The organism is Mesorhizobium sp. M0633 (genome assembly GCF_040320645.1).
Lineage (GTDB): Bacteria > Pseudomonadota > Alphaproteobacteria > Rhizobiales > Rhizobiaceae > Mesorhizobium.
On sequence record NZ_JAMYQC010000001.1, the window covers coordinates 38,077 to 55,105 of the forward strand.

16 protein-coding genes are annotated in these 17,029 nt (G+C 62.6%); 10 read left to right on the forward strand and 6 right to left on the reverse strand.

Going from position 1 to position 17,029, the window contains the following annotated elements:
* The first annotated feature begins 226 nt into the window (after nucleotides 1-226).
* Nucleotides 227-1,039: a nucleotidyltransferase family protein gene (locus NKI47_RS00150; RefSeq protein ID WP_352586627.1), complete on the forward strand. Its 813-nt coding sequence runs from the start codon at nucleotides 227-229 to the stop codon at nucleotides 1,037-1,039.
* A complete protein-coding gene (locus NKI47_RS00155) occupies nucleotides 1,032-1,784 on the forward strand; it encodes a metallophosphoesterase family protein (RefSeq protein WP_023675466.1) in 753 nt (250 codons plus the stop codon). The genes NKI47_RS00150 and NKI47_RS00155 overlap by 8 nt, the downstream gene beginning before the upstream one ends.
* Before the next feature lie 4 nt (nucleotides 1,785-1,788).
* Here NKI47_RS00155 and NKI47_RS00160 read toward each other — a convergent pair whose 3' ends face one another.
* Genes NKI47_RS00160 through NKI47_RS00170 form a run of 3 tightly spaced genes read right to left on the reverse strand, consistent with a single transcriptional unit; the run spans nucleotide 1,789 to nucleotide 4,595 of the window.
* A complete protein-coding gene (locus tag NKI47_RS00160) occupies nucleotides 1,789-1,956 on the reverse strand; it encodes a hypothetical protein (RefSeq protein WP_084640998.1) in 168 nt (55 codons plus the stop codon).
* Nucleotides 1,957-2,016: 60 nt separating this feature from the next.
* Nucleotides 2,017-3,630: a DHA2 family efflux MFS transporter permease subunit gene (locus tag NKI47_RS00165; protein WP_352586629.1), complete on the reverse strand. Its 1,614-nt coding sequence runs from the start codon at nucleotides 3,628-3,630 to the stop codon at nucleotides 2,017-2,019.
* A complete protein-coding gene (locus NKI47_RS00170) occupies nucleotides 3,627-4,595 on the reverse strand; it encodes an HlyD family secretion protein (protein ID WP_352586631.1) in 969 nt (322 codons plus the stop codon). The genes NKI47_RS00165 and NKI47_RS00170 overlap by 4 nt, the downstream gene beginning before the upstream one ends.
* A gap of 475 nt (nucleotides 4,596-5,070) precedes the next feature.
* Here NKI47_RS00170 and NKI47_RS00175 point away from each other — a divergent pair, with 475 nt between their 5' ends.
* On the forward strand, nucleotides 5,071-5,502 hold the full coding sequence (locus tag NKI47_RS00175) for a hypothetical protein (RefSeq protein WP_023675469.1): 432 nt from the start codon (nucleotides 5,071-5,073) through the stop codon (nucleotides 5,500-5,502).
* Nucleotides 5,503-5,787: 285 nt separating this feature from the next.
* On the opposite strand, the gene NKI47_RS00180 is transcribed toward NKI47_RS00175, so the two are convergent.
* The 3 genes from NKI47_RS00180 to NKI47_RS00190 all read right to left on the reverse strand — a co-directional run bounded on the left by NKI47_RS00180 (nucleotide 5,788) and on the right by NKI47_RS00190 (nucleotide 8,292).
* The gene (locus NKI47_RS00180; protein ID WP_352586633.1) at nucleotides 5,788-6,978 is read right to left on the reverse strand and encodes an NADH-quinone oxidoreductase subunit D; all 1,191 of its coding nucleotides are present in this window, start codon (nucleotides 6,976-6,978) and stop codon (nucleotides 5,788-5,790) included.
* A 66-nt stretch (nucleotides 6,979-7,044) separates the two neighbouring features.
* Entirely contained in the window at nucleotides 7,045-7,470 is a 426-nt protein-coding gene (locus NKI47_RS00185; protein ID WP_352448156.1) for a hypothetical protein, read from the reverse strand.
* A gap of 147 nt (nucleotides 7,471-7,617) precedes the next feature.
* Nucleotides 7,618-8,292: a DUF2161 domain-containing phosphodiesterase gene (locus tag NKI47_RS00190; RefSeq protein WP_352577760.1), complete on the reverse strand. Its 675-nt coding sequence runs from the start codon at nucleotides 8,290-8,292 to the stop codon at nucleotides 7,618-7,620.
* Between the two features lie 341 nt (nucleotides 8,293-8,633).
* Here NKI47_RS00190 and NKI47_RS00195 point away from each other — a divergent pair, with 341 nt between their 5' ends.
* The 7 genes from NKI47_RS00195 to apnL all read left to right on the forward strand — a co-directional run bounded on the left by NKI47_RS00195 (nucleotide 8,634) and on the right by apnL (nucleotide 16,977).
* Entirely contained in the window at nucleotides 8,634-9,461 is an 828-nt protein-coding gene (locus NKI47_RS00195; RefSeq protein ID WP_352586635.1) for a phosphogluconate dehydrogenase C-terminal domain-containing protein, read from the forward strand.
* Nucleotides 9,462-9,727: 266 nt separating this feature from the next.
* Nucleotides 9,728-10,669 carry a D-ribose ABC transporter substrate-binding protein gene (locus NKI47_RS00200; protein ID WP_023675475.1) on the forward strand — a complete coding sequence of 314 codons (942 nt, stop codon included), beginning with the start codon at nucleotides 9,728-9,730 and terminating at the stop codon, nucleotides 10,667-10,669.
* Nucleotides 10,670-10,781: 112 nt separating this feature from the next.
* Nucleotides 10,782-11,435, forward strand: a complete 654-nt coding sequence (locus NKI47_RS00205; RefSeq protein ID WP_023675476.1) for a DUF2291 family protein — start codon at nucleotides 10,782-10,784, stop codon at nucleotides 11,433-11,435.
* Nucleotides 11,432-12,976: a sugar ABC transporter ATP-binding protein gene (locus NKI47_RS00210; RefSeq protein ID WP_352586637.1), complete on the forward strand. Its 1,545-nt coding sequence runs from the start codon at nucleotides 11,432-11,434 to the stop codon at nucleotides 12,974-12,976. Before NKI47_RS00205 ends, NKI47_RS00210 begins: the two co-directional genes overlap by 4 nt.
* Nucleotides 12,973-14,037, forward strand: a complete 1,065-nt coding sequence (locus tag NKI47_RS00215; protein ID WP_352586639.1) for an ABC transporter permease — start codon at nucleotides 12,973-12,975, stop codon at nucleotides 14,035-14,037. Before NKI47_RS00210 ends, NKI47_RS00215 begins: the two co-directional genes overlap by 4 nt.
* Nucleotide 14,038: 1 nt before the next feature.
* Complete coding sequence (locus tag NKI47_RS00220; protein ID WP_352586640.1) at nucleotides 14,039-15,073, forward strand: Gfo/Idh/MocA family protein; 1,035 nt, start codon at nucleotides 14,039-14,041, stop codon at nucleotides 15,071-15,073.
* Nucleotides 15,070-16,977 (forward strand): D-apionate lactonase, encoded by a 1,908-nt coding sequence (apnL, locus tag NKI47_RS00225; RefSeq protein ID WP_352586641.1) that lies wholly within the window; start codon nucleotides 15,070-15,072, stop codon nucleotides 16,975-16,977. Before NKI47_RS00220 ends, apnL begins: the two co-directional genes overlap by 4 nt.
* Nucleotides 16,978-17,029: the final 52 nt, after the last annotated feature.

Consider the following 17,029-nt stretch of genomic DNA (forward strand, 5'->3'; position numbering starts at 1 on the left):
GAGGCTGACCGCGCTGCGATCTTGACGCCAAAAATGACCGCTCACATATCCTTTTAGGGCCGCGCCGCAGCCGACAACCATGACCGCTTCGAAGGCCTGCCACGGCGGCGTGTCCGCCTGATGCAGCAGGCGAGAGCGGCAGTGCCGCGTAACGGCGGGAACCATCGGGCATGCTTGGCTATTAGATACAGGCGGCTGCTGGTCTGCCGGGCCAGGAGCCATTGCTATGATCATTAATCCCCCACCGGAAAGTGCTATCCCGGCATCCGTTCCGTCGGTCGATCCAAAAGCCGCCCCGACGCTTCGCAATGCCGAGGCGGAGGTCTTTTACATCGAAGCGATCCGCGAACTTGTCGCGACCGGCATCCCCTTTCTCGTCGCCGGCACCTATGCCGTAAGCGCCTATACCGGGATCATCCGCCAGACCAAGGATCTCGACATTTTCTGCAAGGCCGGCGACTGCCCACGCATCCTCGCCCATTTTAAGCAGATCGGCTACGCCGTCGTGGTCGAGGACGACCGGTGGCTGGGCAAAGTGTTCAAGGGCACCCATTTTTTCGACGTCATTTTCGCCTCGATGAACGGCACAATGCCTGTCGACGACCAGTGGCTGGAGCACGCCCGTCAGGGCGAATTGCTGGGCAGCCAGGTGCGGATCATCGGGCCCACCGAGCTTATCTGGTCCAAAAGTTTCATCCAGGACCGCGGTCGCCACGATGGTGCCGACGTCGCGCACACCATCCTCAAGGCCCACGACCAGATCGACTGGCAAAGGCTGCTTTCCTACATGGAAGTTCATTGGGAAGTTCTGCTGATGCATCTCTTGAACTTCCGATGGATCTATCCGACGGAGCGGGGCCGCGTGCCCGCCTGGCTGCTCGACGAGCTGCTTGACCGGCTGGCCAAGCAGCGCGAATTGCCACCTTCCCGGATGAAAATCTGCCGTGGGCGCATGCTTTCACGAACTGACTATGAGATCGACGTCAACGACTGGGGTTTTGCCGACGTCGGCGGTGAAGGAGAACATAGCAATGGCTGACGAGCTCGAAACTGCTTCGCCGAAGGCGGAAAACGGCAGCGCACTCAAAGTCGCCGCCATTGGCGATCTGCATGTCGGCAAGGAGGACCAGGCCTCGTACCGCGATCTTTTCGGCGAGATGTCGCGTGCAGCCCAGGTTCTCGTGCTGACCGGCGACCTTACCAACCTCGGCAAGCCTCGGGAGGCCGAAATCCTTGCCGAGGAACTGCGTGCCTGCACGATCCCGGTCGTCGCCGTACTTGGCAACCACGACTATGAGTCAGGCGCCGTCGAGCAGGTCACCGACATTCTGCGCCAGGCGGGCGTTCACCTGCTCGACGGCGAGGCGACGGAGATTCACGAGGTCGGGTTCGTCGGGGTCAAGGGTTTCGTTGGCGGTTTTGGATCGCGCATGCTCGGCTCCTTCGGCGAACCGGCCATCAAGTCGATGGTGGCGGAAAGCGTGAACGAAGCGATGCGGCTTGAAAACGCAATGCGGCAGGTCCGCGCCAAACGCACGCTTGTCGTTCTGCACTACGCGCCTGTCGTCGAGACGGTCGAAGGCGAGCCGCTGGAGATCTTCCCGTTTCTCGGTTCGTCACGCCTGGCCGAGACAATAGACCGGTTCCAGGTCAGCGCGGTGGTGCATGGCCATGCGCATCGCGGCGCCTACGAGGGCCGCACACCGGGCGGGGCGTCGGTCTATAACGTTGCCATGCATGTCGCCAAGCCGACCGGCCGCCCCTACGCTGTGCTCGAAATCTAATAGGCTAGATATTGAACGCCCGCTTCGGCGGAATATCGTTTTCATCCGGATTGGGAATGGGGTCCTCGTCGGGGAGCCTGTCGGGGTCCGGCTCACGCACGGGCTTGGGATCGGGGATGGGAGGCGGCGGCACCGGGGTCGGGGTTGGCTCGGGTGTGGGAATAGTGGCCATCGTGATCATCTCCTCTTGGCGCAGAACAACGCAATGGGTCAGCTGGTTCCCGCCTTCTGGTCAGCCCATCTCCGGATTCGCCTGTCTGCTGCCCGACTTGCTTGATCGCAGCAGCAGAGCAAGTGGAACGAGCAGGGCGGTTGCCACCGCGCAGTAGCGGAAGACATCGACATAGGCGAGCAGCGTGGCCTGGCGGGCGATCAACTGGCCAAGCCAGCCGATCGCCTGCTGCTTCGCCTCGACCATCGGCGAACCCTGGGCGACGAAATGCTCGGTCGCCTGCCGAAGCGCCTGCTGATAGGCGGGCGACGACTGCACGGTGTGGCCGACCAGATTCGATTGATGGATCTGGGAGCTTTGCGCAATGACGGTGTTGGACAGCGAGACGCCGATGCTGCCGCCGATATTGCGTGCAACGTTGATCAGCGCCGATGCCTGGTTGGTCTTCTGCGGGGGCAGGCCGACATAGGCCGCGGTCGAGATGGGAATGAACAGGAACGGCAGCCCGACCATCAGGAAAACACGGGCAAAGGCAAAGAAGCGGAAGCTGGCGTCCGGGGTGAGCGAGGTCATATGCCAGAGGGCCACTGCGACCACCGACATGCCCATCATGATCAGATATTTGGGCTGCACGATGCTGCCTACAAATCCGGACACCGGCATCAAGATCAGCATGGCGATGCCGCCCGGCATCATCGAAAGGCCCGAGAGCGTCGCGGTGTAGGCAAATGTCGTCTGCTGCAGCTGCGGCACGATCTGGGTGGTGCTGAACAGGATAGCACCGACCGCCATCATGACCAGGAAGGCCGTGCCGAACTGGCGCGTGAACAATAGACGCATGTCGACGACCGGATCGCTGCGACTGAGCTCCCATGGGATAAGCAGCAGGAACGCGATCGCGGAAATCACTGCGAAAGTGGTGATGAAATCCGAGGCGAACCAATCGTAGCGCTGGCCCCGGTCGAGAAAAATCTCCAGGCACCCCAAGGCCGTCGCCACCAGGACGAACCCGATCCCGTCGATCTTCAGGCCGCCCTTCAGCCGTTCCTTGCGTTCGCGTTCGAGTACGTCCGGTTCGACCAACAGCCATTGCACCAGGGCCAGCGACAGGATGCCGAACGGCACGTTGATGAAGAAGATCCAGTGCCAGGAGAAATGGTCGGTCAGCCAGCCGCCGATCGTCGGCCCGACCGTCGGTGCGACGATGACGGCAATGCCGTAAAGCGCGAAGGCCTGCGAGCGCTTTTCAGGCGGAAAGGTGTCGGCAAGGATCGATTGCTCGCTTGGCGCCATGCCGCCGCCGCCGAGGCCCTGAAGGACCCTGAACAGGATGAGCAGTTCCAGGTTGGGCGCCAGTCCGCACAGCAGCGACGCGACGGTGAAGGTCGCCACGCAGAGCATGTAGTAGCGCTTTCGGCCGATGACGCTTGCCAGCCAGCCGCTGACCGGAATGATCACCGAGTTGGCAACGAGATAGGTGGTAATCACCCAGGTGCTTTCATCCATTCCGGCCGCCAGGCTGCCGGCGATGTTGCGCAGGGCGACATTGGCGATCGAGGTGTCCAGCACCAGCATGAAAGTGGCGATGGAGACGACGACGGCGATGAGCCACGGATTGTGTGTCCCGGCGGCGGATCGGCTTTCGCCCTGATTTCTGGTGGTTTCGCCGTTCATCGCACCTTGACCGTCGGCACCACCGACAGGCCTGGCCCGAGAAGCACATCCGGCGGCTTGTCGAAGACGATCTTGACCGGCACGCGCTGCACCACCTTGACGTAATTGCCGGTGGCATTTTCGGCCGGCAGGAGGCTGAAGGCGGTGCCGCTGCCGGCCTGGATACTGTCGACGCGGCCATGGAAGGACTTGTCCGGGTAGGCGTCGATGTCGATGTCGACCGGCTGTCCCTGCCGCATCAGATCGAGCTGCGTCTCCTTGAAATTGGCCTTCACCCAGACCTCGTCGGGAACGAACATCATCAATACCTGGCCGGGTTGGGCGTAGGTGCCCTTAGCGGCGGAAATGCTCGTTGCGCGCCCGGCTGCGGGTGCTGTGATAGTCGTGCGCGACAGCGTCGTGCGGGCTTGCTCCTGGCTGGCCTTTGCCTGCTCGAGCTGCGCCTCGGCGCTCCTGGCCTGTGCCTGCAAGACCGAAACCTGGCTTTTTGCGGAGGCGACATTGGCCTCGGCGCTGTCCAGCGCGGCCTGGTCCTGACGCAACGTCGATGCCGCCTGCTGCGCCTGCTGCTGCGTTGCTGTGCCCCTGGCCAGGAGTTCGCGATTGCGTTGATCCTCGGCCTTGGCGAAATCCAGCGCTGCCTTGGCCTGTGCAACCTGCCTCTGGGCAGCGTTTACCTTTGCGTTTTGAGCCTCGATCTGGGCGGCGACATTGACGATTTCGGCCTCGGCCGCGGCGACGCCGGCATCGGCCTGCTTCAGGTTTGCCTGATAGTCGCTGTCGTCGATACGCAGGAGGACATCGCCCGCCTGTACATGCTGATTGTCGGTAACCGCCAGCTCGGTAATGCGGCCGGCTATTTGCGCACCGATCGTCACTGTGCGCGCATCTATGAAGGCGTCGTCGGTCGATTCGTACTGGCGAGCGTTCAGCCACCAGATCGCGATGCCTGCCGCGACGAGCAACAGCGCAAGCGCGATGGCTGCGGCCGCATAGGGATGGCGCCTGGGAAAGCCGAGCAGACCGGCCTTTCGTTGCGAGGCATTCCCGTCGGGTTTTTCCTGCCGGGGCTCTGCCGATCGCTCACGAGATTCTCGAACCGGGGCCGGTTGCTCCCGGGTTTCATTTACAGGCTCGACGTCTTGTTCGACGCGTTGAGGCTTCGTGTCCAACGGAATTGCTTTCAAGACTGATATGCAGCCGCCGAAGCGGACGCAAAGCCAAACGGCAAGCTTCCGCAAAAGTTCCTGTTCGGAAAACGGGTTCGGTTAACGGGTCGACATCGAACACAGGCGGGGGCGCGTCGGAATTCGAGCGCCGCTTCACCGGGCAGGTGATCCGTACGCCTCATGTTGCGACGGTCCGGCCTTGTCAGCGCTCCATGGCGCGATAATTGCTCATGTAGGCGTGGGCGAATTCACCTGTCGACAGGAGCCGACCATGAAACATCAAACACTCGACCAACTGCAGGCCGTCGCGGAAGTTGAGTCCTTCGCGGCGTATCCGGCGATGACTCGAACCCAGCGGATTGAACGTTGGGCGGAACTTCTCGAACAAAATCCGACGCGATGCCTTGGGGCGCTTCCAGGCACCGAATATATGAACAGGGAAGCGCGTGACAGATCGCGTGGCGCTGGGACGCCGCTCACTGTCGCCTTTGAGGATCCGGTTCTGCGTGCCATGGGCCTCAGCGATGATACCTATGGTGAGGCAAAGCGCTTCTTCGAACTGAGCGACCGGCAGTTGCACCAAATCGTCTGCCATTGCCATGTCGGCGCTACGATGCAAGCGAGATGGGCCGCTGCCAGGGTGCGCGGGATAGTTCGCGGCAACAGATTTGTTGCCTGGATGAAGGGCTTGATCGTGCATTGAGGCGGTACGAGGAACGGCGGAACACGCGTTCTTTCCGCGCCGTGGAGAGCGCTTCCGAACTTGGAAGGGCTCGTGCCCCGTCGGGCCGCGCAGATTGTGAAACTCCTCGACGCTTGGCTGCGCCTTGTCGCGGCCATGCGTCCGTCTTTGATGTGAGAATTTGAGCTGGCCCGCCGAAGGTGAGAGCCTTCGTCTGACCGGCGTCGAGCGCCGTCCAGGCCTGCCTGCGCGGCTACTAACGACGAATGATCCTGCGATCGGGGAAGATCCTGCGACCTGGCTAAACTAGCGATCGATTTCTCCGAACACGATGTCGAGCGAGCCGATGATTGCGGCAACATCGGCGATCATATGGCCTCGGGACAGGAAATCCATCGCTTGCAGGTGGGCGAAGGAAGGTGCGCGGATCTTGCATCGGTAGGGAACGTTGCCCCCGTCCGACACGAGGTAGACGCCGAATTCACCCTTCGGCGCCTCGACGGCGGCATAGACTTCACCGCTCGGCACGCGAATGCCTTCGGTATAAAGTTTGAAGTGGTGAATCGTCGCTTCCATCGAGCGCTTCATCGTGGCACGCGGCGGCGGCGTGATCTTGCGGTTCGGGATCGCGACCGGCCCCTGACCTTCTGGTGAGCGCAACTTTTCCAGACATTGCCGCATGATCCGGACCGACTGGCGCATTTCCTCCATGCGGACGAGATAGCGGTCGTAGCAGTCGCCATGCTTGCCGACCGGGATATCGAAATCCATCTCCGAATAGCATTCGTATGGCTGCGCCTTGCGCAGGTCCCAGGACGCGCCCGATCCGCGCACCATCACGCCGGAAAAGCCCCAGGCCCAGGCATCGTCGAGGCCGATCACGCCGACATCGACATTGCGCTGCTTGAAAATGCGGTTCTCGGTCAACAGCTCTTCGAGATTGTCGCAGACCTTGAGGAACGGATCGCAGAACTTCCAGATGTCGTCGAGGAGTTCCGACGGCAGATCCTGATGCACGCCGCCGACCCTGAAATAATTCGCGTGCATGCGGGCGCCGGACGCGCGCTCATAAAAGACCATCAGCTTCTCGCGCTCGGCGAAACCCCAGAGCGGCGGCGTCAGCGCGCCGATGTCCATGGCTTGCGTGGTGACGTTGAGGAGGTGCGATAACAGCCGGCCTATTTCGCAGAAAAGCACGCGGATGAGCTGTCCGCGTTTCGGAACCGATATTTCGAGGAGCTTCTCGGCGGCGAGACAGAATGCATGCTCCTGGTTCATCGGCGCGACGTAGTCGAGCCGGTCGAAATAGGGCAAGGCCTGCAGGTAGTTCTTGTACTCGATGAGCTTTTCGGTGCCGCGATGCAGCAGGCCGATGTGGGGATCGGCGCGTTCCACGATCTCGCCGTCGAGTTCGAGCACCAGCCGCAGGACGCCGTGAGCGGAGGGATGTTGTGGCCCGAAATTGATGGTGAAGTTGCGAACTGCAGCCTCGGCCATGACAGTCCTCCGCGATCGGGCGGCCTTCGTTTCCGTGCCGGAGCCGGCTTGTCCGCTTTCAGCCGCTCACGTCGTCGTCTGGATGATCAGCGTCAGCGTGCCGTCGCCGTCGATATTGGCCGCCACGACCTGCGTGGAATTAAGCCCGTTCGCCGCCAGCGCCGATGCCGCCTGCGGCGATGCGTCGATCGAACTTTGCAGGATGCGCAAATCCTCGGCGCTGGTCTGAGTGACGACGGCCTCCGCCTGTGCCTTGATGTCAGGAGGCAGATCCTCCATCGCCACGATTGTCACTGCGGTGAAATTCTGGGCGGAGAAGGCTTGGTCAGGTGTAGCCTGGTCGGGAGTGGTCCCTTCGGGCGTGGCTTGCTCTGGCAGGGTTTGCGGGGCCGTCGGCGGGACAGGGGCAAGCTCTGGTCCCACGGATTGCGCATAGACCGGCGAGGCAAGGGCCAGTGCCGAAAGTGTGGCAATTGTCGTCGATAGGCGCATGGCCGTTCCTTCCGTTTGCTCAGCGGACGATCAATTCGGTGACGACAAAACCATCGTGTCGAAATATGGTTCCGTGACCGAGGTGATGTCTTGCCGAAAGCCGTGATTGTCGCGGAAAGCAGGGCGCGAAATCCGGCGTTGCCTGTCTCAGGCAGCGGTGTGGCTGCGATCGGGCTGCGGCCAGCGCTGCAACGCCTCACGGCCCTGAGCGGTCAGTTCGTAGATCCCGCGATCGGTGCGCGCGAACCAGCGATACACATTGTGCAGCAGGATCTTAGGCGCGTTCGGCAGGTTGGGCTTCAAGTCACGCGGCCGCTTTGGGCCGTCGGCGAGGGCTGCGGCGCATGCCAGCGCCTGCTGGCGATAAGCGGTCATGATCGGCGCACGCGAGCCGCCGCCGGCGACAGGATCGCCCTGCCGACGCCGATGTTCGTCAATTAGCTTCGAGCGGCGCCGGGGATCGCGACGCGGAGCCAATGCCGTCGGGCTGAGCAGCACCTGAACCTCGCCGTTCGGTCGCACGCCAAGCAGGCCAAAGCCGAGCCGACGGCAGAGATTGCGGTATCTCACATCGCTCTCACGGCCCTTGCCACGGGCCGACATGCATGCCGCTAGCCAGACCTCGTCGCTCGCCGCCATACGGTCGACGCCCTGGAGGATGAGTTCGAGATTGAACTTCAGCTTCAGCTCGCAGATGACGACGATCGGTGGAGAGTCGGCACTCAGCGCCAGCAGATCGCAGCCGCCGATCTCGCCCTTGACCATAAATCCCAGGCCTTCGAGGAAGGCCTTGACCGGGCTGTAGAGTGACGTTTCGAGCATGGGCCTTTGTTCGCTGCGAATCATCCCGCCGATCGGCGGTTCAGCGCGATGATTGCTCCTTGCCGTTGAACAGGAGGTAAACGACGACCGAGCAAGTGGTCAGAGCCGTGCCATGGCCGCTTGCCAATTTGGTATGCTGGTATAATGTGTACCTAAGGTAGCATGCTCCGCGTAGCTGCGCTGTGCTGGACATCCGGGCGCCCGAGACATCGTCCATGGCATCGTCATTTGAGCGGCGGCTCCCCTGCGTTCTCTAATCCGCCAACCGGCGGCAATGTGCTCACAAGTCAATGGGATGACGATCGGCAGGGCCGTCGTTGGAATTCAGGAGTAACGGACACATGACAACGATTGCGCTGTTTGGTGCGGGCGGCAAAATGGGTTACCGTCTGTCGACCAATTTTCGCGGATCTCCCTATACGATACGCCATGTCGAGGTCAGCGACGCCGGCCGCGAGCGGCTTAAGTCGGGCCTCGGCATCGATGCCGTCAGCGCCGATGAGGCGCTTGATGGCGCCGATGTGGTGATCCTGGCGGTTCCGGACACGCATATCGGCAAGGTTGCGGCGAGTATCGAGAGCAAGCTTGCGTCAGGCACCATGGTCGTCGTGCTCGACGCCGCAGCACCTTTCGCCGGCCACCTGCCGAAGCGGCCGGACCTGACCTATTTCGTCACCCACCCGTGCCATCCGCCGATCTTCAACGACGAGACCGACATGGCGGCCAAGAAGGATTATTTCGGCGGCGTCAAGGCCAAGCAGCACATGGTCAGCGCCTTGATGCAGGGACCGGAGGAAGATTTCGCCAAGGGTGAGGCGATCGCAAAGATCATCTGGGCGCCGGTCATGCGCTCGCATCGCGTCACGGTCGATCAGATGGCGCTGCTCGAGCCCGGCCTTTCTGAAACGGTGTGCGCCTCGCTGCTCGTCATCATGAAAGAGGCCGTCGACGAGGTGGTGGCGCGCGGGGTCGACAAGCAGGCGGCGCTCGACTTCCTGCTTGGGCATATGAACGTGCTTGGCGCCGTCATCTTCGGCGAAACCAAAGGCGTGTTCTCCGACGCCTGCAACAAGGCGATAGAGTTCGGCAAGCCGGTACTGATGCGCGACGACTGGAAACGGGTGTTCGAACCGGAGGAGATTGCCGCGAGCATTCAGCGCATCACTTGAGGGAGCGCCGACGCGTCTTCCGGAACATGTCACCTGAAATTGTCATTGACTCATTATACCAGTTGGCTTAGCTGTTCGATGGATCGGACCGTCAAGCTTCGCAGCAGGCTCAGGGCTGGATGAGTGGAGGATAGGGGGAGCGATCCGTCGAGGTGAAGCCGGCCAAGGGCTTGTGAATCTGACGCGACCCGCCGCCTACGGCCGGCTAACGAAATCGAATGCATATAGCCTTGGGACAAGGCACGAATTTTCAACGGGAGGAATACATGAAACTGACACGCAGAATGACGCTTGCGGCTTTTGCCGGCATGCTGGCGCTTGGTACCGCCGCACCCGCCTATGCGGCGGATCTCATTGCCATCATCACGCCGTCGCATGACAATCCGTTCTTCAAGGCCGAAGCCGTCGGCGCGGAAGCCAAGGCCAAGGAACTCGGTTATGAAGCGCTGGTGCTTGTCCATGACGACGACGCCAACAAGCAGTCCGAGCTGATCGACACGGCGATCGGCCGCGGCGCCAAGGCGATCATCCTTGACAATGCCGGCGCCGACGCCACGGTCGCCGCTGTGCAGAAGGCCAAGGACGCGGGCGTTCCTTCCTTCCTGATCGATCGCGAGATCAATGCCACCGGCGTTGCCGTCGCGCAGATCGTCTCCAACAATTATCAGGGCGCCCAGCTCGGCGCACAGGAATTCGTCAAGCTGATGGGCGAGAAGGGTAATTTCGTCGAGCTCGTCGGCAAGGAATCCGACACCAATGCCGGCATCCGCTCCAAGGGTTACCACGACGTCATCGACGACTATCCGGACCTGAAGATGGTGGCGCAGCAGTCGGCCAATTGGAGCCAGACCGAGGCCTATTCAAAGATGGAATCGATCCTCCAGGCCAATCCCGATATCAAGGGCGTGATCTCCGGCAACGACACGATGGCGATGGGCGCTTATGCGGCACTTGCCGCTGCCGGCCGCAAGGACGTCATCGTCGTCGGCTTCGACGGGTCGAACGACGTGCGCGACTCGATCACCTCCGGCGGCATCAAGGCGACAGTCCTGCAGCCGGCCTTCGCGCAGGCGCAGATGGCGGTCGAGCAGGCCAACGACTTCATCAAGAACAAGAAGTCTCCGGCCGAGGAAAAGCAGCTGATGGACTGCGTCCTGGTCAATGGCGACAATGCCGCCAAGCTGGAGACATTCGCGCTCACCAACTGAGCCGGTGTAACATCAGCAGCAAGGGACGAGCCTCCGGTTCGTCCCTTGCTTCCATTTCGCCCTTTCTTCCATTTCTTTGGGTGCTCCTGACTGCCATGCCGAACGAGCCGACATGTTCAACACGCTGACCCGGCCGATCTTTGTCGCGTTGTTCCTCGCAGCAATAGGCAGCCTGACCGCCTGCAAGATCCTGCCGACGCCGTCGGCGGAAAACGGCGGCACTGGCTCCGCGTTCAATCCCGACAAGATGGTCGAGGACATCTGGGCGGCGAAAGTGATACCCTATCTGCAGCAGAAGGCCGGGCCGTTTCCCGAGGTTCATGCCTTGGCCAAGACCGATCCCGCCGCTGCCGGCGCCAAATACGGCAATCCGAAAAAGCAGGCGAATTCGCCATGGACCTTCGCGGTTCGGCTCGAGGGCAAGGTCGTGGCAGCCAACACACAGTCACGCGCGGCGACGATGGACATCGATGCCGACGGCGACGGCAAGGCGGACGCGCGGGTGCAGATCGGACCCGCCATGCGCGGAACCGCGCTGCGCGACAGCCTCGACTTCATCCAGTTCAACGATTTCACCAACCAGATCGACTTCGCCCAGTTCGGCAAGGCCTTCAACGCCTACGCCGACAAGACCGTGCTTTCCAAGCTGCCGCGCGAGGCACTCGAGGGCCGCAGCGTCGAGGTACTTGGCGCCTATACGCCGGGCAGTGGCCAGGACCTGCCGCTGGTGACGCCGGCGGAGGCAAAGATCGGGCCGAAGCCATGACCGGCGATCAAGATGTCATCCTGAAGCTGGAGGACGTCTCGAAAGTCTATTCCGGCACCGTCGCGGTCAAGCGGGCGAATTTCGAGGTGCGCAAAGGCGCGGTCAACGTGCTGGTCGGCGAAAACGGAGCCGGCAAATCGACGCTGATGAAGATCATCGCCGGCGTCGAGCAACCGACGCTCGGGCGCATCTTGCTGGACGGCGAGGAGGTTTCATTCTCGTCTTCCGGTGATGCCGTGAGCCGCGGCATCGGCATGGTTTTCCAGGAGCTGAATCTGTTCGGCAATCTGACTGTCGCCGAAAATATTTTCGCCACCCGCGAGATCACCAACCGCTTCCACAAGATCGACCGCAAGGAGCAGGAGCGCCGCGCGGCGGAGTTCCTTGAACGCCTGGAAGCCGGCATCCGGCCCGACATGCTGGTCGAGGATCTGCGCATCGGCCAGCAGCAGCTGGTCGAGATCGCCAAGGCGGTTTCGCTCGATGCGCGCATCCTGATCATGGATGAACCGACCTCGGCGCTCAGCGCGGCGGAAGTCGAGATCCTGTTCAAGGTGATTGCCGACCTCAAGGCACGCGGCGTGGCAATCGTCTACATCTCGCACCGGCTCGAGGAGCTGATCCGCATCGGCGACACCATCACGGTGCTACGCGACGGCCGCATCACCGGCCAGGCGGAGATGAAAGACGTCGACACCCAGTGGATCGTGCGGCAGATGATCGGCTCGGACGCCAAGGACTTCGCCAAGGCCGACGGCCACGTGCCGGGCGAGGAAATATTCCGCGCCGAGGACATTTGCCTGCCGCGCGTCACCGGCGGGCTTGCGGTCGATCACGTCTCGCTATCGCTGCGCGCCGGCGAAATTCTCGGCATCTATGGCCTAATGGGCGCCGGACGCAGCGAGCTGTTCGACTGCATCATGGGCCGCCGCGGCCATTCGACGGGCACGATATTCATTGCCGGCAAAAAAGTGCACGAGCGGGACACGACGCGGCGCATCCGGCGCGGCCTGGCGCTGATCCCCGAAGACCGCCAGCGCGAAGGGCTGGTGTCGATCCTCTCCGTCGCCAGCAATCTGACGCTGGCCAGCCTGTCGCGGTTCGTGCGCCTGTTCCACATTCGCGGTGCCGCCGAAAGACAGGCGGTGGCCCGGACGGTGCGCGAACTGGCGATCAAGGTCGCCGATCCGGCGCAGGAAGTCTCGTCGCTGTCAGGCGGCAACCAGCAGAAGGTGGTGATCGGCAAGGCGCTGCTCACCGGCCCGAAGGTGCTGCTGATGGACGAGCCCAGCCGCGGCATCGACGTCGGCGCCAAGGCCGACGTGTTCCGCACCATGCGCAAGCTGTCGCGCGACGGCCTGGGGATTCTGTTTGCCACCTCCGATCTCGACGAAGTGATGGCGTTGTCCGACCGCATCGCGGTAATGAGCAATGGAAAACTGACCGGCATGTTCGACCGCGCCGAGGCGACGGAGGCCGCACTCGTCGCTGCCTCGGCCTTCGGCCACGGACCGGTCCCGCACGGAGAGCAAGGCGCATGACTGACATCCCAGCCAAGGCGGCGGTCAACTCCATGTCGGGCGGGTCGGTCCTGCTGACGCTGATGAAGGCGAGGACGTTCATCGCGCTGATCGCCGTGCTGTTATTCTTCTCGATAGCCGCCCCCAATTTCCTATCGGCCGCCAATCTTATCCTGATGTCGAAGCACGTGGCGCTGAACGCATTCCTCGCAATGGGCATGACCTTCGTCATCATCACCGGCGGCATCGACCTGTCGGTCGGCTCGATCGTCGGCCTGTGCGGCATGGTGGCTGGCTACCTCGTGCTCAACGGCATCGACCTGCAGGTCGGCTACACCATCTATTTCAACGTCTTCGAGATCGCGCTGATCACGCTTGCCGTCGGCATATTGATCGGCGCCGTCAACGGCTTGCTGATCACCAGGCTTAACGTTGCGCCTTTCATTGCCACGCTCGGCGTGCTCTATGTCGCACGCGGCCTGGCGCTGCTGTCGTCGGACGGCCGTACTTTCCCCAATCTCGTCGGCAAGTCCGAACTCGGCACCACAGGGTTCGGCTACCTCGGCGCCGGCCGGCTGCTCGGCTTGCCGGTTTCCATATGGATCTTGGTCGTTGTTGCGGTAGGGGCGGCCTATCTCGCCAAATACACCCCGCTCGGCCGCCACATCTTCGCCGTCGGCGGCAATGAGCGGGCGGCGCGGATTTCAGGCGTCCGCGTCAACATGGTGAAGATGTTCGTCTACATGTTCTCCGGCTTCTGCGCGGCGATCGTCGGGCTGATCATCTCGTCCGAACTGATGGCCTCGCATCCGGCGACCGGAGAGAGCTTCGAACTCAACGCCATTGCCGCGGCAGTGCTCGGCGGCACCTCGATGTCGGGCGGACGCGGTACCATCGGCGGTACCATTGTCGGCGCCTTCGTAATCGGCATCCTTTCGGACGGGCTGGTGATGATGGGAGTGAGCTCGTTCTGGCAGATGGTGATCAAGGGCCTCGTCATCATCGTCGCCGTCGTCGTCGACCAGGCACAGCGCCGGCTGCAGAGCCGTGTCACGCTGATGCAGATGGCAAAGGCCGGCTGAAATGGCGGAGCTGCGGGGAGCGCTGATCGGCTGCGGCTTCTTTGCCCTCAACCAGATGCATGCCTGGCGCGACATAGAGGGCGCCTCGATCGCCGCCATCTGCGACCGTGATCCGGACCGGTTGAGGGTCGTTGGCGACCAGTTCGGGGTCGCACGGCGCTATACCGACGCGGCGGCGCTGTTTGCTGGCGAAAGGCTGGATTTCGTCGACATCGCCACCACCGCACCAAGCCACAGAATGCTCGTGGAGATGGCGGCGCAGCACGGCGTGCCGGCAATCTGCCAAAAACCGTTCGCGCCGACGCTTGCCGACGCCGAGGCGATGGTAAAGGCCTGTGCTGACGCCGGCGTGCCGCTGATGGTGCATGAGAATTTTCGCTGGCAGTCGCCGATCCAGGCGGTGCGTACCGTGCTCGACAGCGGCGAAATCGGCACCCCCTTTTTCGGACGGATCTCGTTCCGCTCTGCCTATGACGTGTTTTCCGGCCAGCCTTATCTGGCGACGGGAAAGCGCTTCATCATCGAGGATCTCGGCATCCACATCCTCGACATTGCCCGCTTCCTGCTGGGCGACGTCTCGACCGTCACTGCGCGAACGGCGCGCATCAATCCCGGCATTGCCGGCGAGGACGTTGCGACGATGCTGATGGACCACACGAGCGGCGCCACTTCCGTGGTCGACTGCAGCTACGCGAGCAAGCTCGCTACCGAGCCGTTTCCGGAGACGCTGATCGAGATCGACGGCAGCGACGGCACGATCCGGCTGGCGCAGGGCTACCGGCTCACCGTCACGGGAAGAAGCGGGACAGTCGTCAGCGATGTCTCGCCACCGCTGCTGGCCTGGGCATCGCGGCCGTGGCACAACATCCAGGAAAGCGTCGTCGCCATTCAAAAGCATTGGGTCGATTGTCTGACCAAGGGAACCGACCCCGCGACCTCGGGCGCGGACAACCTCAAGACATTAGCGCTGGTCGAGGCTGCGTACGCTGGCGCCGCAAGCCGGGAGCCGGTGCAACTCGACGCCTTGCTGAAATGACAGCCGACGCCTTCCTCCTCTACGGTACACGTGCCGTTGAAGCCGAACCGGTCAGGCTGCGCGCCGGCGCGCTGACGGCGGACTTCGTCAACGGCAATCTGCGCACCATCCGGCATGGCGGCACCGAGGTTCTGCGCGCCGTCGCCTTCATCGTTAGGGATCGCGACTGGGGCACCTACGAGCCGGCGCTCACCGATTTAATCATCGACCAGGGCGATGACGCTTTCTTCGTCAGCTATTCGGCAGGTTGTTTCGGACCAGAGGGAAGCCGGCTCGACTTCCGTGCGACCATCAAGGGCTCGGCTGACGGCCAGCTGATCTTCGACGTGAGCGCTCTTCCCGACAACGATTTCGAGACCAATCGCTGCGGCTTCTGCATCCTGCATCCGATTGCCGGCCTGGCCGGCAGCCCGGTCACGGTCGAGCATACCGATGGCAGCGTGGTCGCGACGCGGCTTCCAGAGCTGATCGATGCCTGGCAGCCTTTCAAGGATCTGCGGGCGATCACCCATGAGGTCCGGCCGGGCGTCACCGCCGAATGCCGTATGCAAGGCGATACTTTCGAGATGGAGGACCAGCGCAACTGGTCGGATGCCTCCTACAAGACCTATGTCCGGCCGCTGGCGCTGCCATGGCCATACGTGCTGCCGGCCGGCGAGACCTTCCGCCAGACCATCAGCTTGCGGATAGAGGGTCGCGGGAAAGTGCCGGCGGCTGCGGCAACCGTCGAACCAATTCGCGTCACGCTCGGCAAAGCCGGACCGGCGCTGCCGGATATCGGCGTGATCGTCTATCCGGATGAGGTCGAGGCGGCGCTGGGCAAGCTGCCGATGCTGTCCGAGCTTGGTCCGCAGCAATTGATGTTCCATTACGACCCGACGCGTGGCCATGGGCTCGACGCCTTGCGGGCTTACGCCCGGCTCGCCGCCGCCTATCCGGTCCGGACAATGCTCGAATGTGTCATTGCCGGCGACGGCGATCTCGACGCCGAGCTTTCAGGCGTCGCCGACATGGTGCGCCAGGTCGGGCTCAAGCTTTCGGCCATTGCCGTCTCGCCCTCGGTCGACCGGCAGTCGACGCCGCCGGGCAGCGCATGGCCGCAATGCCCACCGCTCGAAGACGTCTATGCCGCGGCGCGGCGCGCCTTTCCCGACACCCGCCTCGGCGGCGGCATGTTCAGTTATTTCACCGAACTCAATCGCAAGCGTGTGCCGGCTGACCCGCTCGATTTCGTCACGCATTGCACCTGCCCGATCGTGCACGCCGCCGACGATCTCAGCGTCATGCAATCGCTGGAGGCACTGCCTTTCATCACGGCGTCAGTACGAACGATCTTCGGAACAATACCTTATAGGATCGGGCCGTCGACCATTGCCATGCGCCAGAACCCTTATGGCGGCGCGACCAAGGCCAATCCCGACAATCAGCGCATTGCCATGGCCGACCGCGACCCTCGCCATGCCGGGCTGTTCGGGGCCGCGTGGACGATCGGCTATGCCGCGCGCGTTGCGCCGGCCGGGCTCGAAATGCTCACGCTCTGCAGCTTCACCGGACCATTCGGCGTACTGGCCTCGTCGGGCGAACCTGTCGAAGAAGGTGCACCCCGGCCGATTTTCCACGCGGTGAAAGGACTTTGCGATCTGGCCGGCCATGCGCATGTGGCGGCGACAACGACCGATGAGACGCGGGTGCTGGCACTGGCCGGCCGCTCCCAGACAGGCAAGATCATCGTCTGGCTGGCGAACCTTACCTCGGACGACGTTCCAGTCGATGTTTCCGGGCTCGGCTCCGATCGGGGTCCTCTGAAGATCTGGGATGGACGAATATCGCGCAAGATTCCGCGAGATACGTCGGTCCGAGACCATCTTGTGATGACACCCTATGCAATCGTCCGGATCGGCTGAAGTCATTTGCCGAGGCTCATGGATAGCCGCACTTCCGCGGCGGTTGCCCGTA

Excerpts from the sequence above, each read along its gene's own strand:
- NKI47_RS00195 (WP_352586635.1), top strand. The coding sequence starts at position 8,634 with ATGACAACGATTGCGCTGTTTGGTGCGGGCGGCAAAATGGGTTACCGT.
- NKI47_RS00155 (WP_023675466.1), top strand. The coding sequence starts at position 1,032 with ATGGCTGACGAGCTCGAAACTGCTTCGCCGAAGGCGGAAAACGGCAGC.
- NKI47_RS00175 (WP_023675469.1), top strand. The coding sequence starts at position 5,071 with ATGAAACATCAAACACTCGACCAACTGCAGGCCGTCGCGGAAGTTGAG.
- NKI47_RS00200 (WP_023675475.1), top strand. The coding sequence starts at position 9,728 with ATGAAACTGACACGCAGAATGACGCTTGCGGCTTTTGCCGGCATGCTG.
- NKI47_RS00180 (WP_352586633.1), bottom strand. The coding sequence starts at position 6,978 with ATGGCCGAGGCTGCAGTTCGCAACTTCACCATCAATTTCGGGCCACAA.
- NKI47_RS00190 (WP_352577760.1), bottom strand. The coding sequence starts at position 8,292 with ATGCTCGAAACGTCACTCTACAGCCCGGTCAAGGCCTTCCTCGAAGGC.
- NKI47_RS00205 (WP_023675476.1), top strand. The coding sequence starts at position 10,782 with ATGTTCAACACGCTGACCCGGCCGATCTTTGTCGCGTTGTTCCTCGCA.
- NKI47_RS00165 (WP_352586629.1), bottom strand. The coding sequence starts at position 3,630 with ATGAACGGCGAAACCACCAGAAATCAGGGCGAAAGCCGATCCGCCGCC.
- NKI47_RS00215 (WP_352586639.1), top strand. The coding sequence starts at position 12,973 with ATGACTGACATCCCAGCCAAGGCGGCGGTCAACTCCATGTCGGGCGGG.
- NKI47_RS00150 (WP_352586627.1), top strand. The coding sequence starts at position 227 with ATGATCATTAATCCCCCACCGGAAAGTGCTATCCCGGCATCCGTTCCG.
- NKI47_RS00185 (WP_352448156.1), bottom strand. The coding sequence starts at position 7,470 with ATGCGCCTATCGACGACAATTGCCACACTTTCGGCACTGGCCCTTGCC.
- NKI47_RS00160 (WP_084640998.1), bottom strand. The coding sequence starts at position 1,956 with ATGGCCACTATTCCCACACCCGAGCCAACCCCGACCCCGGTGCCGCCG.
- NKI47_RS00220 (WP_352586640.1), top strand. The coding sequence starts at position 14,039 with ATGGCGGAGCTGCGGGGAGCGCTGATCGGCTGCGGCTTCTTTGCCCTC.
- NKI47_RS00210 (WP_352586637.1), top strand. The coding sequence starts at position 11,432 with ATGACCGGCGATCAAGATGTCATCCTGAAGCTGGAGGACGTCTCGAAA.
- apnL (WP_352586641.1), top strand. The coding sequence starts at position 15,070 with ATGACAGCCGACGCCTTCCTCCTCTACGGTACACGTGCCGTTGAAGCC.